This window comes from Frankia sp. Hr75.2 (genome assembly GCF_949319125.1).
Classification (GTDB): Bacteria; Actinomycetota; Actinomycetes; order Frankiales; family Frankiaceae; genus Parafrankia; species Parafrankia soli.
The window spans coordinates 13691-38529 of the sequence record NZ_CASGGV010000022.1 but is presented as its reverse complement, the minus strand read 5'-3'; the positions used below and the strand labels follow the sequence as shown (position 1 = coordinate 38529).

Below are 24839 nucleotides of genomic sequence, written 5' to 3'. Positions count from 1 at the left end.
CGCAGCAGGTCCGGTCAGGACTCCGGAGGTGGGTACTCCCGGAGGTCAGGACTCCCGGAGGTAGGTGAGGACGGCGAGGACCCGGCGGTGGTCCGTCCCGGAGGACTCCAGCCCCAGCTTGGCGAAGACGTTCGAGATGTGCTTCTCCACCGCGCCGGCGCTCACCACGAGCGCAGCGGCGATGGCCGTGTTCGACCGGCCCTCGGCCATCAGCCCCAGCACCTCGCGCTCGCGCGGGGTGAGCGTGGCCATCGGATCGTTGCGGCGGCTGCGCACCAGCAGCTGCGCGACCACCTCGGGATCCATCACCGTCCCGCCGGCGGCGACGCGCCGCACCGCCTCGACGAACTCACGGACGTCCGCGACCCTGTCCTTGAGGAGGTAGCCGACGGCACCCGCGCCGTCCGCGAGCAGCTCGCTGGCGTACTGCTTCTCCACATACTGGCTCAGGACGAGCACCGGCGTACCGGGTACCTTGTCCCGCGCGGAGATCGCGGCGCGCAGCCCCTCGTCGCGGTGCGACGGCGGCATGCGCACGTCCACCACCGAGACGTCGGGCCGGTGCTCGACGATCGCGGTGACCAGGCCGGGGCCGTCCCCGACCGTCGCGACCACCTCGCAGCCGGCGTCGGTCAGCAGGCGGCGGATTCCCTCGCGCAGCAGCACGGAGTCCTCCGCGATCACGACCCGCACAGCACATCCTCCTCGCGTCCGTCCGGCGGCGTGAGCGGGTCGCCCGGGCGCAGGATCGCCTCGGTCAGCATGGTGACGTAGACCCCGCAGTCGGTATGCCCGTAGTTGCTGGAGAGTTCCTTGAGTATCCGGATGTCACGGATCCCCGTCTCGGGATTGACGGTCGTCGCCGCGCAGCGTGGCGTCCGTGCGAGCACGCGCGCGCGGGCGGCGCCGAGGCCGAGCTCCATGCCGGCCCAGCCGAGCTCCGCCCACGGTGCGATCCCGTCGATGTAGACGTTCGCCCGGAACCGCAGCGGGTCGACGGGCTCGCCGACCCGCTCCGCGAGATCCCGGACGGAGGCGAGATTGATCACCGAGACGGCGTGCATGAACGTGTCCCCGCCGGCACCCGTGTCGGTGAAGCGGTGCCGCCCGCGGGCGGCGACGAGCCGCGGCCGGCCGCCGAGCCGGGACCCGAGCACCGCGAGGACGTAGTCCTCCAACTCGGCGCGCCCGGCCGGGGTGTTCAGGTCGACCCGGCGCACGTCGACGAGCCCGTCACCGGGCCTGGCAGCGGGGCCGCCACCGGGCCCGTCGCCGGGGCCGTCACCAGGCACGTCGCCGGTGTGTGCCGCCTGCTCGCACAGGCCGAAGGTCAGCATCCCGGACGCCGGGTCGAACGAGCTGCGGATCCGCGCGAGCGCCTCGTCCTTCTGGAGCATGACGAAACGGGTCTTGGGCAGGACCTCGGGGTCTTCCTCGTCGAACATCGTGTCCGGGCGGGCGAGCGCGAACATGCGGTCACCGGGGACGCTGTCGCCCGGATGGAGCGGCACCTCCGGGAGCGCCTCGGGTGTCATCCCCTTCAACGGGTACCGGAAGAGCCGGACGACGCGGCCCACGGCGGGGCTCGCGGTCGTGCCCGCCTCGCTGCTGGCGTCCATGCCCGTGCTCAACCTTCCATCCCCGAAACCGCCGGTGTGGGCCGAAACTGTCAGTGGGCCGAAACTGTCGGAGCCGGGTGAAACCGTCTCGTCATGTTCCGCGCGACCGTACGCTCAGACCGTCATGGTCAGTGCTCGGATCACCCCTCGGACCACCTCCCGGACGGCGCGCCTCATACCCGCCCTGGCCCGGGGCGCGGGTGCGGCCCTTCTCGCGTTCCTGGTCGGTGCGCTGTGGCTGGTCGCGCTCGCCCGCCCGGCGTCCGCGCACACCGTCGGCGGGGCCGGCCCGACGAACTACCACACCACGCTCACCGGGGACCCGGCCGTACCCGGTGTGCGGCTGAGCGTCGTCGAGAACGGGAACCGGGTGCGGCTGGTGGCCACGGCGGGCTTTCCCATCCTCGTCGAGGGATACGAGAAGGAACCCTACCTACGCCTCGACACCCGCGGAGTGTGGGAGAACCGGCGTTCCTCGGCCACGTACCTCAACGCCAGCCGCACCGGCGACGACCCCGGCCCGGCCGACGTGGTCGACCCGTCGGCCCCGCCGGACTGGGTGCGGGTCTCCGCGGCGCAGGGCGGCCGCGTCGAGGCGTTCTGGCACGACCACCGGGTCCACTGGATGGGGTCGGCGGACCCGCCCGCGGTGCGCGCGGCGCCGGACCAGCGGCACCGGATCCAGGACTGGTCCGTCCCGCTGACGGCGAATGGGCGGCAGGCCGTCTACACGGGGACGCTCGAGTGGATCCCCGGCCCGTCGCCGCTGCCGTGGGCGGCGGGCACGGTCGCGGTGCTGGCCGGCACCGCCGCGCTGGGTCTCCTCCGGCAGGCGCGGTGGCCGCTCGCGGCCGTGCTGGCCGGTCTCGTCGCGGCCGACGCGACGCACTCCGCGCTGGTCGCGGCGGCGAACGCGGACGGCCGCCTCGACGCCTTCGTCTGGGGCAACGCCGTGCAGATCGCCGTGTGGGCGGGCGCCCTGGCCGGCGCGGTCCTCGTCGTCCGGCGCTCGCCGACGGGGCTCTACCTGGCGGTGAGCGCCGGGCTGCTGATCGCCGTCCTCGGCGGCCTGCCCGATCTCGGGGTGTTCGTCCGCTCGGGCACGCCGGTGGTCGGCCCGGTGCTCGTGGTCCGGGTGGTCACCGCGGTGACGCTGGGCGCTGGCGCGGGGCTGGGGCTCGCGGTGTGGCTGACATTGCGGCGTCAGCCCGAGATGTCCGTTTCATCCGGAGCGCCGGAGGTGCCGGGGGTATCCGGGGTGTCCGTCCCGTGACAAGGAATGTGGTCCTTGGCGCCAGTGACGTCCCCGCATGGCAGGCTTGCTGACTGTGACAGGTATGCCGGGGACGAGCAGGCTCGCGAGAGCGGCCGTCTTCGGTGTCTCCTCGGCCTGCCTGGCGCTCGCGGCGCACGTCGCCGCGGGCGGGGAACGCCCACCCGCCCTGCTGGTCGCGGCCGGCGCCGGGCTTCTCACCCGGGTCGCCTACGGCCTCGCCGACCGGGAACGCGTGCTGGGGCAGATCCTCGGGGCCGTCCTGGCCGCGCAGGCCACGCTGCACACCGCCTTCGTTCTCGCGACGCACCACCCCCCCGGAGCGGGCGGAGCCGGCTCGGCACCGACCGCGGTCGCGGTGGTGGGGCCCGGGGTCGGTGAGCACCTGGTGGCCTCCCTGTTTCCCGGCGGGTCGATGGTTGCCGGGCACGCCTGCGCCGCGTCGTGCGTGGCCGTGCTGCTGCACCGGTGCGAGCGGCGCCTGTGGTCCACCGCGGCGCTGCGGTTGGCGGTGGAACGCGCCGTCACCGCCGTGGCGCGGATGACGTCCAGCGTGCTCGCCCGGCTGCGCGCCGCGGGGCGGATCGTGCCGCTCGCCGCGGCGGCGCGGCCGCGGGTCGCCGCCGCGCCGGTGACCTCGATGCCCGGGCGGGTCGCCGGCGGCGGGGCCGGTCCGGGGATCCGGTGGCACGCTCATGTCCTCCTGCTCGGAACCGACGCCGCACGGCGCGGGCCGCCGACCCGTCGACCGGGGTCGAGTCTCCGACCGGCGCTCTGACAGCGCACGGCGGAAGCCGGCACGCACGCGTCCGGAAGGTCCGCGCCGCTCGCGACGATGCGGCCTGCGATGCGGCCGTCGTGACGCTGCCGTGTCCTGACGTCGCCGTCCTTGACGGTGCTGTCCTCGGCGGTGCTGTTCGTGGCCGTGCCGCCTGGGCCCGCGCCCGCCGCTTCGCGTCGGCGCCGCCGGCCGTGCCGAGACGACCCCGGTGCTCGGGTCAGCAAATCCGATCACCAACGGAAGGCCCGACCGGCCTTCGAGGAGGACTCCGATGTCCCGCACCATCCGCACAGCCCGGCTCCGCCGTGGGGTCCTGTGCGCGCTCGCCGCCGCGGCGGGCACCATCGCGCTCGCCGTGCCGGCGTCCGCGCACGTCACCGTGTCGCCGGCGGAGGCGGCCGCGGGCGGCTACGCGACCCTGTCGTTCAAGGTGCCGACCGAGAGCGACACGGCGTCCACCACCGGGATCGACGTGCAGTTCCCGACCGACGCGCCGATCGCGTCGGTCACCGTCCAGCCCAAGCCCGGCTGGACGTACAAGGTCACCAAGGGCGCGCCGCCGGCGCCGCTCACCGTGCACGGCAGCCAGGTCAGCGAGATCGTCACCCGGATCACCTGGACGGCGCAGGACGGCGGCGGCATCAAGCCGGGCGAGTTCGACACCTTCAGCGTCTCGGCCGGCCCGCTACCGGAGAAGGGCGACCAGGTCGTCTTCAAGACCCTGCAGACCTACTCGGACGGCGAGGTCGTCCGCTGGGTCGATGTCGCGGCGGCGGGTGCCGCCGAGCTGGAGCACCCGGCGCCGACGGTCACGCTGACCGCCGCCGCGGCGGCCGGCCACGACGACGACGGTGACGACACCGCCAGCATCGAGTACACGGCCGCCACGGAATCGGACTCCACGTCGGACGGCACGGCACGCGCGCTCGGGATCACCGGGCTCGTGCTGGGAGTCCTCGGGCTGGCCGCCGGGGCCTTCGCACTGATCACGACCCGCCGGCGGGCCTGACCCCGCGGGGTGCCTCCCACCCGCCGGTGGGAGGCACCCCGCACTCGCAGACACCGGCCGGCCGGGGTGACACCCCCGCCCTGGGCGGAACATCACCCGGAACGGAACATCATGACCGGATCCGAACGAAGGGGCTTGGAGCGTGGCGCCGGCCGCCGGCGCGCCGGCGAGCCCTCCCGCCGCCACGTAGGCGCCCGCAGGGTGCTGGCGGTCTGTGCGCTCGCCGCCGTCGCCATGCTGGGCATGGCGCTGCCCGCGTCGGCGCACGCGGTGCTCACCGGCAGCGACCCGGTGGGCGGAGCGGCCCTCGACACCGCTCCCGCCCGGGTGACCCTGACGTTCAGCGAGTCCGTCTCGGTCAAGTCCGATTCGATCCGGATCCTGGACACCGCCGGCGCCCGCGCCGACGAAGGCGGCGCGCACGCCGGTGCGGCGGCGTCGCAGGCGACCGTCGCCCTGCGCGCCGGGCTCGGCCGGGGCACGTACGTGGTGAGCTGGCGAGTCGTCTCCGCGGACAGCCACCCGGTCGGCGGCGCGTTCGCGTTCGGGGTCGGAGGCCCGCCCGACGCCGGCGCAGCGGCTGCCCTGCCCTCGGGCGGCGGCGGGTCCCGGGTGGTCGGGGTGGCCCTGGGCACGGCGAGGTTCATCGCGTTCGCCGGGGCTGCGCTGCTGATCGGCGCCACCTTCTTCGTGGCCGTCCTGTGGCCCGCCGGGGGGCGCCGCTCCGCCCCGGTCCGGCTGATCGCGGCCGGCTGGCTGCTCAGCCTCGTCGGCGCGGTCGGGATGCTCCTCTTTCAAGGGCCCTACACGGCCGGGTCCGGAATCTCCGGCATCTTCCGCGGTGACCCGCTGGCCACCACCCTGGACGGCCGTTACGGTCAGCTCCTGGCGATCCGCGTGCTGGCGCTGCTGCTGGCCGTGCCGCTGCTGCGCCGGCTGCGCGACCCGGAGATGATCGAACCGGGCGACGACGGAGTTCGCCACCCGTCCGGGGCCGGCCGCCGGGGACTGGTGGAGCTCGCCGGCCTCGGCCTGGCGCTTGTGGTGACCATGGCGATGATCGGCCACGCGAGCGCGGGGGAGACGGTCTGGCTGGCGACGGCCAGCGTGACCCTGCACACCGCGGCCATGGCGATCTGGCTGGGCGGGCTGTGCGTGCTCGGCCTGACCCTGCTCGGCTGGTCCGGGCAGGGCGCGGGCGACGGCCACGGCAGCAGCACCGGCAATGACACTGGCGATGACGGCGTGGGCCGCGACGCGAGCCTCGAAGGCGAGCCCGTGCCACCCGCCCACGCGGTCGAACTGGCCCATGTCCTGCCACGCTGGTCGAGGACGGCGACGATCGCGATCGCCGTGATCGTCCTGACCGGGGCCTTCCAGACCTGGCGGGAGATCGGCGAGTTCGGGGCGCTGTTCGACACGACCTACGGCCGGTTGCTCCTCTACAAGCTCTGGTTCGTCCTCGGCGCGCTCGGGCTGGGGTTCCTCGCCAGGCGCTGGGTGCTCCGGCACTACCACCCCGAGCCGGGGCCGCAGGTCACCTCGATCGCCCTCACCGGGCTGCGCCGTGGCGTGCTGTTCGAGGTCCTGATCGGTGCCGTGGTCCTGGCGGTCACAGCGATCCTGGTGAACACCATCCCGGGCCGGGACTCCTACGCCCCGCCCTTCGCCAGGACCACCGTCGCCGGCCCGCTCACCGTGGACATCAACGTCTCGCCCACCCGCACCGGGGCGCAGACGATGCACGTCTACACCTACGACCCGCAGGGCCGGCCGCAGCGGCTGGTCGAGGCCAGCGGGGAGCTGAGCCTGCCCTCGGCGGGTGTCGGCCCCCTACAGGTCCCGCTGGTGGAGGTCGCTGACGGCCACGCCGTGGCCGAGGGAGTGGGCGTGCCCCTGCCCGGCCAGTGGCAGCTCCGCTTCACCCTGCGCATCAACGACTTCGACCAGTACGTGACGACGGTCTTCTACGACGTCCGCTGAACTCCGCCCGCTCCGTTGCCTCGGCCGCGTAGGGACTGGCTGAGGCAACGCGCTTCGGTTGAGCTACTTCCGATCGGTTGAGCTACTTCCGACTCGGGATTAGACCGGGACCGGGCTCTGCACGTCTTGGGCGCCCGACGGGAGGCGCTGGTCGCCGGCCGGTCCCGGTGCGGTCGTCGCCGGGGCCGGTGCCTCACTGGTCGGCGGCGCCGGGGCCGGAGCGGTGCTCGGGGGCGGGGCGGGCTCGGAGGTCGTCGCCGGCGGCGGCGTGGGAGCCTCGCCGTCCGGCGGCGTCGTCGGGGTGCCCGTGGCCGGGGGTGCCGTGGTGGCCGGGGGCGGCGTCGTCGGGCCGGGGGTCGTGGTGGGGCCGGTCGTCGCGGGCGGTGTCGTCGGCGGGGTCGTCGGCGGTGGCGCGGGCGCGTTCGTGGTGGGCGGCGGCGGTGTGCTCGGGGCCGGCGCGGGTGGTGCGGCGGGCTGGTCGGCGCCGCGCTGGCCGGTGTCGACCTCGCGGACGACCTGGCCGGGTCGGGATACACCGGGACGGCTCGTGTAGGCGCCCGCGACGGTCGGCACCACAGTGGGCGAGGGCGCCTCGGACGCGACCGGCGGCCGGGCGATCGTCGGCAGGGGGCCGGGTGGCGCCGAGGGGGCGATCGCGACGATGCCGGGGCCGCCGTCGGCGACCAGCGCGGCCTCGCCCGCGGGCCAGGAGATGACGGCGGTGAGCCCGGCGACGGCGACGACCAGGGCGGCAGCCACGGCGATCGCGGGCCGGGCCCGGAAGTCGGCGAACCCGCCGGACCCCGCGGCGTCACCCGGGTAGGCGCGGTCCACGGGGATCAGCGGGAGGACGTTCCCGTACCGGTCCTGGGCACCGGCACCGGCCGGTGCCATGGTCTGCTCATGCTGGTCGTCCTGGCGCTGCGTGCGCAACTGCCCGGTGGACGGCGAGATGACGGTTACGGCGTCCTCAGGGGCGTAGCCGCCCGTGGGGCGACCGTCCGCGACCGGTGCCGGACCGCGGCGGTCCTGGGTCGGGAAGGCCGAGGCGGTGAAGGCCGGGACGGCCGGGCGGCTCGGGGCGGCGGCACCGGGATGGCCCGGCACCCCGCCAGCAGCCAGGCCCGCCGCGGCGGCCAGGTCGTCGACTCCGGCAAACGCGACGCCCGCAGGCTCGGTACCGGCGAACTCGGAGCCGGCGCGCTCGGCGGCTCGGCGGCTCGCGGCCGCCGCGGCGGCTTCGGCGGCGACGGCCGCGCGGTCGAAGGTGCGCTCCAGACCGGCCCGCAGGCTGGCCGGCGCGGGCACCACGGCGCCGTCGAGCAGCTCCTCGGGTGAGACGCCGTGCGGGACGGGAACGCTGCGCGCCTGCGGGGATCCCGACCAGGCCAGCGCGCTGCCGCGGGCGAGCTCCAGCAGCCAGGGGCGCAGTCGGGTCGGGTCCGAGAGCGGGTTGAGCCTCGTCCTCGCCACGAGGGCGAACGCGGTGCCGGCGGCCGCCCGCGCGACCGTCGGGTCGCCGAGGATCAGCAGGCACATCGAGAAGACGTCGTCGGCGTAGCGGTTGTACAGGTCATCGAAAGCCTGACGATCGCCGCGCCGAACCCGCGCCACCAGGTCCGCGTCGTCGTTCATCCGCTCAGCATCTCCCCGTGACGGCGTTCCTGACCTCGGCATCGGGACCAGGCTCCCAACCATTGTGGTGCCGGCCTGGTCACCGGTCAGGCAGGTCAATAGTAGGAGGTGCGTCATCCTGTTGGGGTGAATGCTGGGAAGATCTTTTGTCGCCAGCTCGACACCACGGTCAGCTTGACGCTGATCGTGGTGTCGTATCCCACTTCGTCGGGCGCGCTGACCACCTTATACGAAGGCAGCTTCGACGTATCCGCTCCGGCATCGCCGGGGCCGGACCGGTCCAGGCGACTGGTGAAGAAACCGCCTGGTATTCCCGAGAACCATCGTCAGTGTGGTGATCAGGAATTGGGCGGTTGTTCGAGCAGCGTGACCGTCGCGGTCTGGCTGGAGCCGTCGCGCTGGTAGGTGACCTGCACCTGGTTGCCGATCTCGTAGGACCGGACGGCGGCGATCAGCGAATCCACGTCGGTGACGGCGCGATCCCCCACTTTGGTGATGACGTCACCTACGCGCAGGCCCGCTTTGTCCGCCGGGCCTCCGCTGACCAGGGAGCGGATCTGCGCGCCCGTCCCACTCGCGGCCGTCGACCGGGTGTTCTCGTCGGCGGTGGAGGCGCTCACACCCAGATAGGGGTGCTGCGCTGCGCCGTTGTCGACGAGCTGGCCGGCGACCTTCTCCGCGTAGTTGCCCGGAATCGCGAAACCAACCCCGATGTTTCCGGACTGCTGACTACCACCAAAGGGTGAACTGCCGCCGACCGTCGCGATTGCGGTGTTCACGCCGATGATCTCGCCCTTGCTGTTCACCAGCGGCCCACCCGAGTTGCCGGGATTGATGGGCGCGTCGGTCTGGATCGCGTCCAGGACGGTGTTCTGCTGGTCCCGCACGGTCGCGTCGCCGGTGCGGACGGGCCGGTGCAGCGAGCTGACGATGCCGGAGGTGACCGTCCCGTTGAGGCCCAGCGGGCTGCCGACGGCGACGACGAGCTCGCCGACCTGCAGTGCGTCGGAGTCCCCGAACGTGGCGGCGGGCAGGCCGGTAGCGTCGATCTTGACCACGGCGAGGTCGGAGCTCGGGTCGGTCGCCTTGACCTGCGCGTCGAAGGTCCGGCCGTCCTGCATCGTGACCGTGAGGGTGCCGCCCTGCGAGGCGCCGGACACCACGTGGTTGTTCGTGAGGATGTAGCCGTCCGCGCGGATGATCGTCCCGGAGCCGGTGCCCGACTCCTGGCTGGACTGTTCGGCGATCGTCACGACACTGGGCAGGATCGCCTGCGCGGCCGCGGCGACCGTGTTGTCCGCGGCCGGAGAGACGCCGGCCGTGCCGGTCGACTGCCGCAGGCCGGCGGAGGAGGTCACCACCGCCGGGGAGTCGTCGCTGGCGACGAGTGCGCCGACGCCGCCGCCGATGCCGCCCGACACGAGCGCGATCGCCAGCGCGGCCGCGATCATCCGACGCCGGCGCATGGGCGCCGGGTTCGGCTTCGCGGGGGTGAACCGCCCGTAGGGGTCGGAGCCGCCCGGTGACCCGGGCGCCCGGCCACCGGGTGCCTGACCGCCGGAAGCCGCTCCGGGCGGCACCGGGGCGCCCCAGCCGGGATGCCCGGGGTTCCACCACGCGCCGGACTGCTGCTGGCCCTGGCCCTGGCCGGTGGCCGGGCCGCCCTGGTCGACCCGTTGCGTGCTGTCACCAGCGCCGGCGGTGGAGCGGGGGTCGGCCCAGCCGGAGGTCTGGGCGTAGGGCGCGGTCGGCCGGGAACCCTGCTGCGGGCCCGGCTCGTAGGGCCCACCGGGCGCGCCCGTGCCGGGCGCCGGGCCGGCCGGGTGCGGCGCCGGCGGGGGGCCCGCCGGAAAACCGCCGGTCTGGTCAGGACGGCTCGGGCCGGGCCCGGCCGGCGGCGTACCGGGGTACTGCTGATGTTCGACGGGATTCGACCGTGGGTCCACCGACCCCTCCGAACTGTTCGCCTCGGCCCTGGTCCGCTCCGGCGCGTCGTCGGGCGGAGCCCAAGGGGACCGGGCGTCGTGCGTGGCAGTCATGGTAAGCACTTTCCCCCGGGACCCTGAGCGATTCCTGAATTCCAACCTACGTTCCGCTTAGTCGGCGCCGCGAAGGGTGTCCGCTCCAGGACATCCTGCCCGAGTCTGGAAATGGCATCCGTTGTGGCCCCGGCCCGTGGCCCCGGCTCTGGTGCCGGCCCCGCGCGCAGGGCGGCCGGGTCGCGCGCTCCTGGGCTGGTCACGGCGCTGGACTGGTCGTGGTGCCGGCTCCGCCGGGCACTCCGCCTGGCTGCTGACCGTGGCCGGCCTCCGTACCCGCGGCGCCTGCCGCGTCCCCCGGCGTGCCGGTGCCGGTGCCGGTGTCGTTCACCGTCGCCCGGCCGCCAGCAGGTCCCGGATCTCGGTCAGCAGCCGGGTCTCGTCCGTGAGCGTCGGATCGTCCAGCGGGGACGTCTGGCCGCGCCGTCGCCGCTCATTGATCCGGCTGACCGGTGCGACCACGACAAAGTAGATCACCGCGGCGATCGAGAGGAACGCGATGAGGCTGTTCAGGAATCGACCGTAGTAGAAGACACTGTTGTTGATCGTGAAGGTGAGCTGTGCGAAGTCCGGCTTCCCGATGATCGCGGCGATGAGCGGGGTGAAGAGGTTCGCGACCAGCGACGTGACCACCGCGGTGAAGGCTGTGCCGATCACGACGGCGACCGCGAGGTCGACGACGTTCCCCCGCAGCAGGAACTCTCTGAAGCCCTTCATGCATCCCCCCGGACGTCGACTTCCCCGCGATGCCGTGCCGAGTGTGTGACCGCCCGATCGGGTGGTTCGCGGTGGTTCCCACCCGCCACACCATCGGGCCGGGTGCCGCGACCGCCGGTGCCGCCCGCGACGGCCGGCGACGTCGGCCGTCGGTGATGGCGAGGACACTAACGGCGGTGGCGGCGGCCGGCAGCGCGATGAGCCGGGGCCGGCGAACTCCGGCGGGCCGACTTCCCCGGCAGGTCGGGAAATGGGCCACGAGGTGGGCTGAATGTCAAGGGGGCTCGCGCAACACTTCCGCAACGGCGTGATACACCGGTATCCGCTGGGTATTCCCTGCATGGCCCGGAATCGGAGGTTGTCTGGTGACGGACGGTGCGTGGAGAGGTGACCCTCGGGATCCGGCTGGGCCCGGCTACCGGGAACGGCCGCCCGGCGCACCGGACGACCCGGGGCCGGACGGCTACTGGGACGGCCCGGACCAGCATCAGCAGTACCGGAACGATCCCCGCGCCAACGGTCCCCACCAGGGCGTGCCGCACTACCAGGGCGGCCCGCCCGCGGGATATCCCGACGGCCCCCAGCCGGGCGGCGCCTACCAGCAGCCGGGATACCCGCCGGCCGCCGACCCCGGGCGCGCCTACGGCCCCGGCCCCGGCGGGGGTCCCTACCCGCCGGCAGGCCCGGCGGGAGGCCAGTACTCGCCGCCGCCCGGTCCCGGTCCCGGTCCCGGTGCCCGCCCGCCCGCGGGCGGTGGCGCGCCTTATCCTCCGGGCGGCCCGGGCCCCGCGACCGGCCCGTACCCGCCGCCCGGCCCCGCCACGGGCGGCTACCCGTCGGCGGACGGCCCGAGCGGCCCGGCCAGCCCGGGCGGTCCGGGCGGTGGGGGTGCCCGCCGGGACTCGACCTCCGTCCGCGGTGCCCTGGTGCCGCGCGCCGGTGCCGGCCGTGCCCCGACGCGCCCGCCTGGGTCGACCGGTCCGGCGCCGCGGCAGGCTCCCGAGCGGGGGAGCGCGGTAGATGCCGGCGCCGCCCGTCCGGACCTGTATCAGCCGGAGCCGTCCCGAGCGGCCGCGCGCCCGGGGACGGACCCGGGCGCGCGCCGGGGCGGTCCCGACCCGGCCTACCGGGACGCGGCGTACCCGCAGATGGCACACCGCGACGTCGCGGTGCCCGACGCCGACCCGCGCGACGCCGGGCGGCGGGACGTGCCCTACCGCGACCAGGAACGCGGATACCGCGACGGACCCGCGCGGGACACGCCGTACCGCGACCCGGACGGCCCGGCTGACGACGACGGCCGCGGCCCGATGCCCGGCACCGGCCCGCGCGCGCGGGCCCGGGCCGCCCGGCGCGCCGGCGGCCAGGACGGCACCGGCCCGCAGGACCGGGCCAGATCCACGGGCGCCGGCACCGAGGTGCTGGGAGCCGTCGGCGTGGCTTCCGCCGGGACCGGGCCGCGCCGGGCCGCGCCCCCGCGGCAGGGCGGCTTCGACGAGGTCGACTTCCCCGGCGAACCTGACTTCCCGGACGACGGGGACGGCCTCGACGGTCCGGACGGCGGCGAGAGCGCCGGGCTCGGGCCCTTCCTGCGCCGCCTCGTGATCGCCCTGGTCGTGCTCGGCGTGGCCCTCGCGGTGGGCGTCGGTGCCGGCGTCATCTGGGAGAAGGTGCGCCCGAGCGGCGATACGGCGACGACGGCGAACACGCCCCCGACGGCGACGCCCGGCACGGGCCCGTCGGCTTCCCCCGCGCCGTCCACCGGTGCCCCCGCGGGCGGCGGCCAGCCGCAGGCCGCGGTGCCCGCGGACTGGGTGGCCTTCACGGACCCCGACCAGAAGGCGACGTTCTCCCATCCGCCGACCTGGAAGCAACGACGGGACAACACCGGTGTGTTCTTCGGGGAGCCGGGGGCGGGCGCGGTGGGCACACCCGCCGAGTACGGCCCGCAGATGATCGGCGTCGCCCGGGTCGCGGGCGCGGACGCCGCGACGGCGCTCAGCCAGGTCCAGGGCAGTGAGTTCGGCAGCGTCTCGGGCCTGACCCAGGACCGCTCGGGCCCGGCGACGGACACGTCCGGCGCGACCGTGCAGGAACTGGCGGGCTCCTACGACCGTGACGGCCAGCGCGTCTCGTACCTCATGCGCACGAGCGAGGCGCCCGGCGCGGTCTACGTGCTCATCGCCAGGGTTCCGGCGGACGCCTCGGCGTCACTGAACACGATGATGGGCGCGCTGCGCGCCTCGTTCCAGCCGGCCGCCTGAGGCCAGCTCAGCCGCCTGACGCCGGCTTGGTTGTCTGACGCCGGCTTGGCTGTCTGGGGGTTGTCTGGGGCCGGCTTGGCTGTCTGGGGCAGGCAGGGCGGGATCGCTCAGATCCGGGGGCCGGCGGTGGCCGAGCGGGCCGGCCCCAGCAGCTCCCACAGCACGGCGGCCGTGTCGAAGGAGCCGGCGCCGGTCAGCGGCGGCCAGCCGTGCCCCAGCGCCGGCAGCACGTACTGCACGAGGCGGGCGGACGTCGAACAGGTCGTCTCGTGCCGGACGGCCACCGGCGGCGCCTGGACGGGCGGCGCGGGCGGCTGGGTCGCGGGCGCGCCCGGTCCCGTCGCCGGCGGCTGGCCGAGCGGTGCCTGGCCGAGCGGTGCCTGGCCGGCCGCCGGCGGTGTGGTGGCGGGCAGCAGCCCGGGGCCGGCGGCGGCGATGATCGCCGGGTCGGCTGGCCCGGCGGTGCCGGAGCCGGCCGGGTCCACCGCCCCGACCTGGGCTCCGGTGGCGCCGATCGGACGGCCGTCCGCGCCGGTGGTCGTGGTGTCGGCGGGCTGGGTGGGTGACGGGCAGCCGTCCACCGCCCGGAACGGGGCGAGGCTCACCTCGACGGGCGTGATCCCCGTCTGCAGGGCCTCGGACCACAGCGCGCCGGCGTACGGGACGTGGCCGTCCATTCCGCCGTGCACCGACACCATGGTTACGGGCGCGGGCGGAGTGCAGTTGAAGGTCTGCAGGCTGGCGGCGACGACCGCGAACCCGGCGAGCTCGTCCCCGTGCTCGCAGGCGTAGCGGTAGGCCAGCATGCCGCCGTTCGACAGCCCGATGATGCTGACCCGGCGCGGGTCGATCGGGTACCTGCTCTCCAGGTGCGCGATGAGTGAACGCAGCCAGCCGACGTCGTCACTGCTGGCGGCCGCGGCCGGGCCGCAGCAGGTGCCCGCGTTCCAGGACATCCCCAGCCCGTCGGGGTAGACGACCGCGAAGCCGGCCGACCGGGCGAGCGCGTCGAGCCCCCAGCCGTGCTGCGGCTCGGTGCCATCGTGGTACAGGCTGTGCAGCGCCACGACCAGCGGGTACGGCCCCGGCGTGCCCGTGTCCGGCAGCGTCAGCCGGATCTGACCACCCCGTCCACTTTGCTCGAAGGCATCGGGACCGATCGTCGGCGGCGGGGTGGGGATGGTCCCCTCGTCGCTCGTCGGGCCGGGCCGGGCGCTTGGCCCGGCCCCGCCCGCGAGCCCGCACCCGGCGACGACCAGCAATGCCGTGAGCAGGGACATGAGAAGCCGTACCGCGACGAAGCGGCGGCTGCGGGCGGCCGACACGACCGGTATTCTGACGCGCCGCCCACAGGCCCGCGCGTCAACGGTGTCGTTGATTACTCTTAGTGTTAGGGCTGATACGTGCGAGGTCGTTCTCATTTGCCCGCACCACGTTCAGGCGGGGCCGGTCACGTGGGGACCAGCGCTCGGGCACGGCCGGTTCCCCACCTGTCGGTTCTCTTCCGGCCGGGGCCATGCCACGCGGGTTCACGTGCAGGGGCATGACGTTCCTCGAGTCGACGTCGAACGAGCGCGGATCGCCGCTCGGGACCGCCGACACCCCGCTGTCGACCTTGCCCCTGTCTGACTTGCTCCTGTCGATCCTGGTTCTGTCGCGACCGTCCTCGGCCGCCCCCGCCCCGGAGCCGGCGGTGCTCGCGTCCATGATCCGCGTTGCCTGGGCGCGGTCCGCGCCGAGCCCGCGGGGCTCGGTGGACTCGGCCGCGCTCCGGTAGCGATCGAACGCGACCTGCGCGCGGGTCTCCAGGTCGTCGACCTTCGCGAGCGATTCGCGGACCCGTCGTTCGCCGGCCGGGCCGGCGGCCAGCAGATCGGACAGGCAGTGGTCCACTGCCCTGCGAGCCGCCAGCCATCCGAGGAGCAGCCGTGAACGTTCCATGTCGGATGGCTCGTTCACCGAGATGTCCCTTCGCTCGCAATCTCTCGACGCCGGTGCGGCGTCGCCCCCCGCGAGGTCCTGCTTGTCCGCGTTGCGTCCTGGCGTAGGTGTCTCCCACCGTCGTGCGGCGTGGCGCCGACGCCGCGCCGCCACCCGAAGTCTTCCCTTCCCAGAGTGCCCCACCCGGCGGCGCGGCGCGTCGCAGTTCGCCGAACGCACACCCACACGTCAGTCGGAAACAGCGCCAGGGAGCTGGTTCTCCCCCCGAACAGGGGATGTCGGCGGCGTGCCGGGGAGCGCCGACGGCGATGGCAGGGTTGTGCGTGGCGACGCGGGTGCGGGATCCGTGGACGGTACCCGTCCCGGCACGTCGGCCGTCGAGGGGGCCCGCGGTAGCGCTCCCGGCGGGGGCGGTGGCACGGGCACCGCTGACGGCGCCGGGGTTCGACGCCGCTCCGACGCCGTTCCCCGCTCGGACGCCGTTCCCCGCTCGCCCGGTGGCAGGACGGGCGGGTGCCGCGGTGTGGGCGCCGGTGCCGGTGTGGGCGCCGGCGCCCGCGGCGGCACCGGAGTCGGCGTGGGCACGGACGCCGGTTCCGTCGCTGGCCCCGGGTGCGGGCGCGTCTGGGGCGCTGTGCGGCGCGCCACCGCCGTACCCGGGTCGGGTACGGGCACGCCGCGGTCCGGCCCCGGCTCACCGAGGGGTGCCATGGGCGTGCCGCAGGGCGGCGTGGCTGTGTCACGGCTGGCTGGCGCGGGTGGTGGGGGCGTGCCGCCGGGCGGGGTGGACGGCCGTCCCGGGGGGCTCTGGCCGGCGCTGTTCGGCGGTGCCCACCGCGCCGCGCCCCGGTTCGCGTGCCAGGCGGCGCGGGCCTCTCCGGCGCCGTCCTCGGCCCGGTCGAGGATCTTCTCCCAGCGGCTCTGCATCGGCCGGACGAGACCGCCGCCCACTCCGACCACCACCACTCCGGTGCAGGCCGCGAGCACTGCGTAGAGCAGCGGTGTGGTGACCGACGTCCCGATGCCGAGCTCGTCCAGCGCCGCCTTGCCGAAGGCGAGGACGGCGAACCCGGCGACGGCCCGGCTCAGCGCGTTGCCGTGCCGCAGCCCGGCGAACGACTCGGTGACCAGGCGCCGCGCCCAGGCGGCCAGCGCCAGCCCGAGCAGCGCGATGACGGCCGCGAGCAGCGCGCGGGCGAGCAGCGCCAGCGCCGTGCCGGCCATCCGGTCGGCGGGACTCGGCCCGAACACCCCGAGCGCCGCACGCAGGATGGCCAACAGGCAGATCACGGCCACCACCCGCAGCAGCCATCCCCTGATCACCCCGGTCTGGCAGCGCAGCAGCCGCGACGCGCCGGCCCGGTCGAGCGCGCCGTCGAGGCCGGCCTGCTCCAGCACCCGGTCCGCGGCGTGGAGCGCGCCGCGGACGACCACGGCTCCGACGGTTAGGACGAGCGCGAAGATCAGGATCTTGGGACCGATCTGCGCGATCCGTGACCACGCGTCCGAGACGCCCTGATCCCACTGCACCGCCTGCGTCATCGCGACAGCACAGCAGGAAGCCTCTGACCGCGGGTCCATGCCACGCCGTGACCTCGCGTGACATCGGAGTGGTCTCCGTTGGTGACCCGTGGTGACGGGCTACCGTCCGTCGGATGAGCTCGCCCCCCTCGACGCAGGCGGTGTGGTGGCTTCGCCGTGACCTCCGCCTCGACGACAACCCGGCGCTGCTCGCCGCCGCCGAGTCCGGCCGGGTGCTGGCTCTCTTCGTCCTCGACGACGCGCTGCGGCGCCCGTCCGGTCCCGTCCGCCTGGCGTTCCTCCACCGGTGCCTGCGCGACCTGGACGCCCAGCTCGGCGGCCGGCTGGGCGTGCGCACCGGAGACCCGGTGGACGTCGTTCCCGCGCTCGCCCGCGAGATCGCCGCGGACACCGTCCACCTCGCGGCCGACCACGGTCCGTACGGCTCCCGCCGTGACAAACTCGTGGAACGCGCCCTGGCCGCGGACGGCCGGCAGCTCGTGCGCACCGGCTCGCCCTACGCGGTAGCGCCCGGCCGCCTGCGCAAGGCCGACGGGACATCCTACCGGGTGTTCACGCCCTTCTACCGGGCCTGGAAGGAACACGGCTGGCGCGGGCCGGCCATCCCGGCGGATCCGGTCTGGCTCCAGCCCGCCGACCTCGACGGCGGCAGCGAACCGATCCCGGCGGATCCGGAGCTCGGGGGCACCGAGCTACCCCCGGCCGGCGAACACGCCGCACACGAGCGCCTGCGTGCCTTCCTGACCGAATCGCTGGCCGGCTACGCGGCGCACCGCGACGAGCCGGCCGCGGCCGTCACCTCCCGCCTCTCGCCCTACCTGAAATGGGGCTGCATCCACCCGCGCACCGTCCTCGACGCGCTGCGCACGGCCACGGCCACGGCCACGGCGAGCGAATCGGGAGACGCCGTACCCGGCTGGTCCGGGGCCAGCCGGGCTGGCGGCGCTGGCGGGGCCGGTGCGGCTGGCGGGGGCGGCGGGCTGGCCGGTTCGGCCGAGAAGTTCCGCTCCGAGCTCGCCTGGCGGGAGTTCTACGCGGACGTCCTCGCCGGCACCCCCTCGTCGGCCCGGACCGACCTCACCGACACCCTGGCCGCGTTGGCCTACGAGCCTCCCGGTGACACCTTCGAGGCGTGGAAGTGGGGCCGCACCGGTTACCCGATCGTCGACGCCGGCATGCGCCAGCTCCTCGCCGAGGGCTGGGTGCACAACCGGGTCCGGATGATCGAGGCCTCGTTCGTCTGCAAGGACCTGCACGTCCACTGGACGCACGGCGCCCGCTGGTACCTCGAGCGCCTCGTCGACGGCGACCTCGCGTCCAACAACCACGGCTGGCAGTGGACGGCCGGCACCGGAACCGACGCCGCCCCGTACTTCCGGGTCTTCAACCCCGTCTCGCAGGGGCGCAAGTTCGATCCCGCCGGGGAGTACATCCGCCGATGGGTCCCCGAACTGCGCGGCCTCCCGCCCGACGCGGTGCACGAACCGTGGAAACTCCCGGCCGGCCCGCCGAACGGCTACCCACGCCCAGTCGTCGATCACGCTGTCGAACGCCGGGAGGCCCTCGACCGCCACGCCCGAGCCCGACACCACGACTAACCGGCTTAACCGGCATGACCGGCTCGGGCACCACCGGGCCGGGCGGGTCCGCGGCGGATCGCCAGGTTCGCCCCACTATCGGGCCGACTGGTCGTGCCGCAAGTGAAGGTCGTGTCGGTTATCCGACAGCGCCCGATTCTGCGGACCGCCGGTTCCCGCCGTGGGGATTGGCCACCCTTGATGTGGGCAGGGAGACGGCGGGCTCGACTCCTCGCCCGTCCGACCGGTGGGGAGGTGACGGGCTCCGCCGGACGTGGTCGCGCCGGTGCGGGATGTGGAGGGCAGCCCGTACCGGCGCGTCACGGAGGTCGCGGCCGTGTCTGTCCGCGCTCGGAGGGGGCGCTGGGCCACACGGTCGCGGCCCGAGGCGATCCCGCCCGCAAGCCTGCGGATTCAAGAGATCGTCGGCCCCGTCCAGGGCCGGACGAGCGATCGCGCAGGTCCAGGTCGGCCCCGCGCGGCATCCGGCCCCGCGCAGCATGCAGTGCGGCGCCACGCTGCGCCGACCCACGCGCCCCCGCGACCCGTGGCACGGCACGGGGAAGACCACACCAAGCCCTAGGCGATGATCTCCACCGGTGTCCCCAGCGGGACGGTCTGGGCCAGTCGGGTGATCGCGTCGTTGCTCAGGCGGATGCAGCCGTGGCTGACGTCCCGGCCGATCGAACCGGGCTCGTTCGTCCCGTGGATGCCGATCACCGGGTCCCGGCCGCCGAACGAGTCCAGGCTGGTGGAGAAGCCGCTGAGCCCGAAGGCGTACGGCCCGTAGGGGCCGCCCGGGTTGCTGGGCTTCAGCAGTTCCATCAGGAAGAAGCGCCCGCCGGGCGTCGGGGTGTCGGTGGTGCCGATCGCCACCGACTCTTCCGCAATCATCTTGTCGTTGCTGTACAGCCGCAGCTTGTGCGCGCCGCGGGCGACGACGATCCGGTAGGGCGTCTGGCTGGCCGTCACCTGCTCGGCCTTCACCCAGCCCGAGCTCCCGTTGGGCTCGACGGGCAGCAGAACCTGCCACCAGCCCGGCATTTTCGCCTGGACGAGGAAGACCCGCGGCGCGCCGTTCTCGTTCGGGTTCGACAGGCTGGACGTCGGCTTCGCCGCGTTCGGTGCCTGGTAGACGTCGACACTCGCGCCGGTGGCGGTCACGACGGTGCTCGCGCCCTGCCCGAGGCCGGCGACGGCGGCGAGCTGGCTGCGCACCGGCTCCGGGACCTGGCCGGACGCCGCGGTCGAGTCGTCCCCGCCGCAGCCGGTGAGGATCACGCCGCCGAGCACGACGGCCAGCGCCGCCGTGCCCACCCGGGCCAGACCGCGACGTCCCGGCCGGCGCTCCTCGGCCAGACTGTCACCACCCGGTGCCGGATCGTGGCCGGGCAGCGGGCCGCGGTTGGACGTCGCGTCGTGGCGAGGAGTCGCGACGTGGGTGGTCATGCCGGCGCCGCTGGTCATCTCGTGTAGTAAGGCTCGGCCCGCACCGCCGTAGCCACGGCCGGGTCGGCGACGGGGAGCGAGACCTGGGGATCGACCGGCGGGGCCGTCCCGGCGCAGTCCGAGACGCCCACGGTCGGAACGGTCACGAGGAGGTAACCGGTCTCGGCGTCCCACGGGGAGGCGATGACCGCCATCGCGTGGGTCTGCAGCGGCAGGCTCTGGCCGGGGCCGATCTCCGAGATCCCGGCGCCGAGGCTGGTGTCGAACCAGCCGAAGCCGAGGGCCTTGTCGGAGGTGTTCCGCAGCGTCCACTCAGGGCCCGGGGCGCCGCAGGTGAAGGTCAGGACGAGCGGGTTCACGTCGAAGTCCTCGATGCCGTCGATCTCCTTGTCGAGCGGCACCTTGAAGGGCAGCAGCGACAGGAACCCGTCGAGGATGGGGTCGCCCGTCCCCGAGCTCGGGGTGGGCGAGGGCGTGCCGGTCGTCGTGGTGGTCACGTCGACGCCGGGGGTCGCGCTCGGGTCCGCGCTGGCCGTGGCGGAGGGGTCGACGCTCGGCGTGGCGCTCGGGTCGAGGCTCGCCGTGGCCTCGGCTGTCGGGGTGCCGGTGGGCGTCGGGGCGCCGCCGAGAATGTCGCCGGTCGTGTCCGGGGTCGGCGTCGCGGTCGGCGTGGCGCTCGTCGTCGGGGTCGGTTCCGGTGTGGTTGCTGAGGCCGGCGTGGCCACTGAGATCAGGGCCGCGCCGAGAACGCCGGCCGCCATGGCCCGCATTCTTGTGATCCGCATGAATCCGTCTCCCTCGACTGTGACGGGTCGCCGCGACACCCGCCGTCGGCGCCCGCCGAAGCGTCGACGGGCCGGAGGGCGGCGCGTCGACGCAGGGCGCGGATCAGCGTTTGCCGATCAGTTATGACTGCACGCAGGAAGGTACCAATGCCTGGTTCGTCACGAGGTGGGCGGGTCTGGCGTAGCGGGAACGTTGGGTGTTCGTCAGTGTTAATCGCGTATCGCCCCGGCGGTGTCGTGCCTCCGTCGCCAAATCGGGATCGCGGCCGCGCGCCCGCCGGCCCGTCACCCTGGAATGACAGTGCTGGCATTTCGGACACTGTGACGATATAGACCGGTTCGCCCGCCTTCAGGGCGCCAGGCGCTCGATGACCCATCCCGGGGCGTCGGCGGGCCTGCTCGGTGCGCCGCCCGGCCCGGCGTCCGGTGTGGTGCCGGAGGATCGACGGAGAGTGGTTAGGCGATAGCGCAGACGGTCGTGGAGGCGGTCCGGGCGCCCCTGCCAGAACTCGATCGAGGTCGGGACGAGCCGCAGTCCCCCCCAAAAGGGGGGAGTCGGCACCGGTTCGGCGGCCGGCCACCTCTGTCCCAGCCGGGCGAGCCGCTCGGTGAGTACCGCGCGCGAGTCGATCACCTGGGACTGGTGGCTCGCCCACGCCCCGAGCTGAGATCCCCGCGGCCGGGACCGGAAATAGGTCTCGCTCTCCGCCCGTGACACGCGTTCAATCGAGCCAGCGACGATCACCTGGCGTTCCAGCGGGTACCACGGGAAGAGCAACGACCCGTACGGATTCGCCGCGGCCTCGCGGGCCTTCGTCGAGGTGTAGTTCGTGAACAGCGTGAATCCGCGTGCGTCGAACCCCTTCATCAGGACAGTGCGGGAACTCGGCCGCCCGGCCTCGTCGGCGGTGGAGAAGATCATCGCGTTGGGCTCGCGGATCCCCGCCCCCGGGGCCGAGGCGTCGGTGAACCATTCCTGAAACTGTTCGAGCCATGTCGGAGCGAGCATCCGCTCGTCGAACCGGCCCGGGTGGTAGCCGCGCCGCTGCACAGCCGGGTCGGGCACGGGCGGATCGTGCACGGGCGGTTCGTGCACGGGCGGATGGGCGGCCATGCCCCGATCCTGGCAGCCCGGTGGCACCCTGCGTCGATGTGACTGGCATCACCTCGGACGGTCCTGCTCCAGGTGATCGGTCGAAACCACGGCAACCGCCCCGGCACAGGCGATGCCGGGCCGTGCGGAACGCGACTCATCACGCCCCGTCCGGTGGCGTTGCCGTGTCTGACAGGGCAGGATGCAGACGGACGATTGCGCCGTTAACACAGAGCTGTCGTGGCAGGCAGAGCTGTCGTGGCAGGCAGAGCTGTCGTGGCAGGCAGAGCTGTCGTGGCAGGCAGAGCTGTCGTGGCAGGCAGAGCTGTCGTGGCAGGCAGAGCTGTCGTGGCAGGCAGAGCTGTCGTGGCAGGACTGTCGTGGCAGGACTGTGGGGCGCGAGAGACGACCGAACGACGGGCGAATCCGGCGTATCGGGACAGCGGCGGAACGGGACGGCACGACGACCGCTGTGTCGGCGTGCAGCTTGGCCGGCCACGCGGTTGCCGCGGTCGGCCGGTCCCGGCAGGGCCCGTCCCGTGGCCGGCCGAGACAGAAGCGGAGATCCGGACTCGATGGCCGAGAAGACAAGCGATTTCAAGCCGGGCCTGGAGGGCGTGATCGCCTTCGAGACCGAGATCGCCGAGCCGGACAAGGAAGGCAGCGCGCTGCGCTACCGCGGCGTCGACATCGAGGATCTCGTCGGCAAGGTCGACTACGGCCACGTATGGGGCCTGCTCGTCGACGGGTCGTTCGAACCCGGACTGCCGCCGGCCGAACCGTTCCCGCTGCCGGTGCACTCCGGCGACATCCGGGTGGACGTCCAGAGCGCGCTGGCCATGCTCGCCCCGTACTGGGGCTTCGGCCAGTTGATCGACATCGCCCCCGAGCAGGCCCGTGAGGACCTCGCCCGGTCATCGGTGATGGCACTCTCCTTCGTCGCGCAGGCGGCTCGCGGCCTCGGGCAGCCCGCCGTGCCGCAGAAGGAGGTCGACCGCGCCCGCACCATCACCGAGCGGTTCATGATCCGTTGGCGCGGCGAGCCGGACCCCAAGCACGTCCAGGCCGTCGACGCCTACTGGGTGTCCGCCGCCGAGCACGGCCTGAACGCCTCCACCTTCACCGCCCGCGTGGTCGCCTCCACCGGGGCGGACGTCGCCGCGGCGCTGTCCGCGGCCGTGGGCGCGCTCTCCGGGCCGCTGCACGGCGGGGCGCCGTCCCGCGTGCTGGCGATGCTGGACGAGGTCGAGCGCACCGGTGACCCGGTCGGCTACGTCCGCCGCGCCCTGGACCGCAAGGAGCGCCTCATGGGCTTCGGGCACCGGGTCTACCGCGCCGAGGACCCGCGCGCCCGTGTGCTCCGCCGCACCGCCCGCGACCTGGGCTCGACCCGGTACGAAGTGGCCGAGGCCCTCGAGGCGGCCGCGATCGAGGAGCTGACCAACCGCTACCCGGACCGCCCCCTCCGGACGAACGTCGAGTTCTGGTCGGCCGTGGTGCTGGACTTCGCCGAGGTGCCGGCTCATATGTTCACGTCCATGTTCACCTGTGCCCGCACCGCGGGCTGGAGCGCTCACATCCTGGAGCAGCAGCGCACCAGCCGGCTCATCCGCCCGTCCGCCCGCTACGTCGGCCCCGCGCCGAGGCCGCTGGGGGATGTCCATGCCTGACGCCCCGACGATCGTCCTGCCGGACTCACTGCGCCCGGTCGACGGTCGGTTCGGCTGCGGGCCCTCCAAGGTCCGCACCGAAGCCGTGCAGGCTCTCGCCGCGAGCGGGGCCTCCCTCCTCGGCACCTCGCACCGGCAGAAGCCGGTGAAGAACCTGGTCGGACGGGTCCGCACCGGGCTGGCCGACCTGTTCTCCCTCCCCGAGGGCTACGAGGTGGTCCTCGGGATCGGCGGCGCCACCGCGTTCTGGGACGCCGCCGCCTTCAACCTGGTGCGGGAGCGCTCCCAGCACCTGGTCTTCGGCGAGTTCGGTGGCAAGTTCGCCGACACCACCAAGGGCGCCCCGTTCCTGGCCGCGCCGTCGGTGGTCAGGTCCGAGCCGGGTACCCACCCGGACTGGGCTCCCGAGCCCGGCGTCGACGTCTACGCCACGCCGCACAACGAGACGTCCACCGGCGTGGCCCGGCCGGTGCGCCGCCCCGTCGGCGCCGACGCGGGCGCGCTGCACCTGGTGGACGCCACCTCGGGCGCCGGCGGCCTGCCCGTCGACCTCACCGAGGTGGACGTCTACTACTTCGCGCCGCAGAAGTGCTTCGCCTCCGACGGTGGGCTCTGGGCGGCCCTGATGTCGCCGGCGGCGATCGCCCGGCTCGGCGAGATCGCGGCGACGGACCGCTGGATCCCGCCCTTCCTGGACCTGACGACCGCACTGGACAACAGCACGAAGGACCAGACCTACAACACCCCGGCCGTGTCCACGCTGTTCCTGTTCGCCGAGCAGCTCGACTGGATGCTGGGCAACGGCGGCCTGGACTGGTGTGTGCGCCGCACCGGAGAGTCCTCCTCGATCCTGTACAACTGGGCCGAGAAGACGCCGTACACGACGCCGTTCGTCACCGACCCGGCGCACCGCTCGCAGGTCGTCGTCACGATCGACTTCGAGGGCGTCGACGCCGCCGCGGTGGCCAAGGTGCTGCGCGCCAACGGCGTGGTCGACGTCGAGCCCTACCGCAAGCTCGGACGCAACCAGCTCCGGGTGGCCTGCTTCCCCGCGGTCGAGCCGTCGGACGTCGAGACCCTGACCAGCGCCATCGACCACGTGGTCGAGCGCCTGTAGCCGGGACGGGGCCCGCCTCCCGGGGCCGATGCGTTCGGCCGTGAGGTTGGCACCTGAGTGCTGATATCGGGCCGAGGAGACAACGTGTCTCCTCGGCCCGATCGCTTGGCAGAGCCGGCTCCGGGACTCCGGCCGGGTAATCACTGGCTCCAGGTATGACGGATCGAGTCGGGCATTTCAGCCAGCCTGCTCGCCCTTTGGTTTCGTTCTCGCCCTTTCGGAATGGAATCCGCCGACATCGACCCCCGAAACGGCGAGGGAGATACCAAAGGGCGAGAGTGGGGACGGGCCCGAACGCCACGGACCCGGGAGCGGGGCACCCGGGTCCGTGGAACGTGTGCGGGC

19 protein-coding genes are annotated in these 24839 nt (G+C 74.0%); 8 read left to right on the top strand and 11 right to left on the bottom strand.

Going from position 1 to position 24839, the window contains the following annotated elements; genetic code table 11:
- Positions 1–45 precede the first annotated feature (45 nt).
- Together AC559T_RS02435 and AC559T_RS02430 are read right to left on the bottom strand one after the other, a co-directional pair.
- Positions 46–693, bottom strand: coding sequence for a response regulator transcription factor (locus AC559T_RS02435; RefSeq protein WP_018504007.1), 648 nt, complete (start codon positions 691–693; stop codon positions 46–48).
- Entirely contained in the window at positions 681–1619 is a 939-nt protein-coding gene (locus AC559T_RS02430) for an MOSC domain-containing protein (RefSeq protein ID WP_498867597.1), read from the bottom strand. The genes AC559T_RS02435 and AC559T_RS02430 overlap by 13 nt, the downstream gene beginning before the upstream one ends.
- A 124-nt stretch (positions 1620–1743) precedes the next feature.
- On the opposite strand from AC559T_RS02430, the gene AC559T_RS02425 reads away from it, so the two are divergent.
- The 4 genes from AC559T_RS02425 (at position 1744) to AC559T_RS02410 (ending at position 6665) form a co-directional block, all read left to right on the top strand.
- Positions 1744–2892: a hypothetical protein gene (locus tag AC559T_RS02425; protein WP_112107782.1), complete on the top strand. Its 1149-nt coding sequence runs from the start codon at positions 1744–1746 to the stop codon at positions 2890–2892.
- Between the two features lie 64 nt (positions 2893–2956).
- Entirely contained in the window at positions 2957–3670 is a 714-nt protein-coding gene (locus AC559T_RS02420; RefSeq protein ID WP_112107783.1) for a hypothetical protein, read from the top strand.
- Between the two features lie 274 nt (positions 3671–3944).
- Positions 3945–4682 (top strand): YcnI family copper-binding membrane protein, encoded by a 738-nt coding sequence (locus AC559T_RS02415; RefSeq protein WP_498867596.1) that lies wholly within the window; start codon positions 3945–3947, stop codon positions 4680–4682.
- Between the two features lie 111 nt (positions 4683–4793).
- A complete protein-coding gene (locus AC559T_RS02410) occupies positions 4794–6665 on the top strand; it encodes a copper resistance CopC/CopD family protein (protein WP_498867595.1) in 1872 nt (623 codons plus the stop codon).
- 99 nt (positions 6666–6764) lie between these two features.
- Here the strand turns inward: AC559T_RS02410 and AC559T_RS02405 are convergent, their stop codons facing one another.
- From AC559T_RS02405 to mscL, 3 genes are all read right to left on the bottom strand, one after another.
- Positions 6765–8300 carry an RNA polymerase sigma factor gene (locus AC559T_RS02405; protein WP_498867594.1) on the bottom strand — a complete coding sequence of 512 codons (1536 nt, stop codon included), beginning with the start codon at positions 8298–8300 and terminating at the stop codon, positions 6765–6767.
- Positions 8301–8638: 338 nt separating this feature from the next.
- Positions 8639–10339, bottom strand: coding sequence for a S1C family serine protease (locus AC559T_RS02400; protein WP_498867593.1), 1701 nt, complete (start codon positions 10337–10339; stop codon positions 8639–8641).
- A gap of 327 nt (positions 10340–10666) precedes the next feature.
- Positions 10667–11056, bottom strand: coding sequence for a large conductance mechanosensitive channel protein MscL (gene mscL, locus AC559T_RS02395; RefSeq protein ID WP_498867592.1), 390 nt, complete (start codon positions 11054–11056; stop codon positions 10667–10669).
- Positions 11057–11421: 365 nt separating this feature from the next.
- Between mscL and AC559T_RS02390 the strand changes: the two genes are divergently transcribed.
- Positions 11422–13320, top strand: a complete 1899-nt coding sequence (locus AC559T_RS02390; RefSeq protein ID WP_498867591.1) for a hypothetical protein — start codon at positions 11422–11424, stop codon at positions 13318–13320.
- Positions 13321–13427: 107 nt separating this feature from the next.
- Here the strand turns inward: AC559T_RS02390 and AC559T_RS02385 are convergent, their stop codons facing one another.
- The 3 genes from AC559T_RS02385 to AC559T_RS02375 all read right to left on the bottom strand — a co-directional run bounded on the left by AC559T_RS02385 (position 13428) and on the right by AC559T_RS02375 (position 16803).
- Complete coding sequence (locus AC559T_RS02385) at positions 13428–14645, bottom strand: CE1 family esterase (protein ID WP_498867590.1); 1218 nt, start codon at positions 14643–14645, stop codon at positions 13428–13430.
- Positions 14646–14682: 37 nt separating this feature from the next.
- Complete coding sequence (locus AC559T_RS02380; protein WP_235014736.1) at positions 14683–15279, bottom strand: hypothetical protein; 597 nt, start codon at positions 15277–15279, stop codon at positions 14683–14685.
- A 210-nt stretch (positions 15280–15489) separates the two neighbouring features.
- The gene (locus AC559T_RS02375; RefSeq protein WP_498867589.1) at positions 15490–16803 is read right to left on the bottom strand and encodes a mechanosensitive ion channel family protein; all 1314 of its coding nucleotides are present in this window, start codon (positions 16801–16803) and stop codon (positions 15490–15492) included.
- A 140-nt stretch (positions 16804–16943) separates the two neighbouring features.
- Here AC559T_RS02375 and AC559T_RS02370 point away from each other — a divergent pair, with 140 nt between their 5' ends.
- Entirely contained in the window at positions 16944–18401 is a 1458-nt protein-coding gene (locus tag AC559T_RS02370; RefSeq protein WP_498867627.1) for a cryptochrome/photolyase family protein, read from the top strand.
- 558 nt (positions 18402–18959) lie between these two features.
- Here the strand turns inward: AC559T_RS02370 and AC559T_RS02365 are convergent.
- The 3 genes from AC559T_RS02365 to pdxH form a co-directional block, all read right to left on the bottom strand.
- Positions 18960–19847 carry a L,D-transpeptidase gene (locus AC559T_RS02365; RefSeq protein ID WP_198541367.1) on the bottom strand — a complete coding sequence of 296 codons (888 nt, stop codon included), beginning with the start codon at positions 19845–19847 and terminating at the stop codon, positions 18960–18962.
- Complete coding sequence (locus tag AC559T_RS02360) at positions 19844–20614, bottom strand: hypothetical protein (protein ID WP_071064942.1); 771 nt, start codon at positions 20612–20614, stop codon at positions 19844–19846. Before AC559T_RS02360 ends, AC559T_RS02365 begins: the two co-directional genes overlap by 4 nt.
- A 349-nt stretch (positions 20615–20963) precedes the next feature.
- Positions 20964–21728, bottom strand: coding sequence for a pyridoxamine 5'-phosphate oxidase (gene pdxH, locus AC559T_RS02355; protein WP_112107856.1), 765 nt, complete (start codon positions 21726–21728; stop codon positions 20964–20966).
- Between the two features lie 554 nt (positions 21729–22282).
- Here pdxH and AC559T_RS02350 point away from each other — a divergent pair.
- Both AC559T_RS02350 and serC read left to right on the top strand, forming a co-directional pair.
- Complete coding sequence (locus AC559T_RS02350) at positions 22283–23377, top strand: citrate synthase 2 (RefSeq protein WP_020464606.1); 1095 nt, start codon at positions 22283–22285, stop codon at positions 23375–23377.
- Positions 23370–24494, top strand: a complete 1125-nt coding sequence (serC, locus tag AC559T_RS02345; protein WP_071064940.1) for a phosphoserine transaminase — start codon at positions 23370–23372, stop codon at positions 24492–24494. The genes AC559T_RS02350 and serC overlap by 8 nt, the downstream gene beginning before the upstream one ends.
- Positions 24495–24839: the final 345 nt, after the last annotated feature.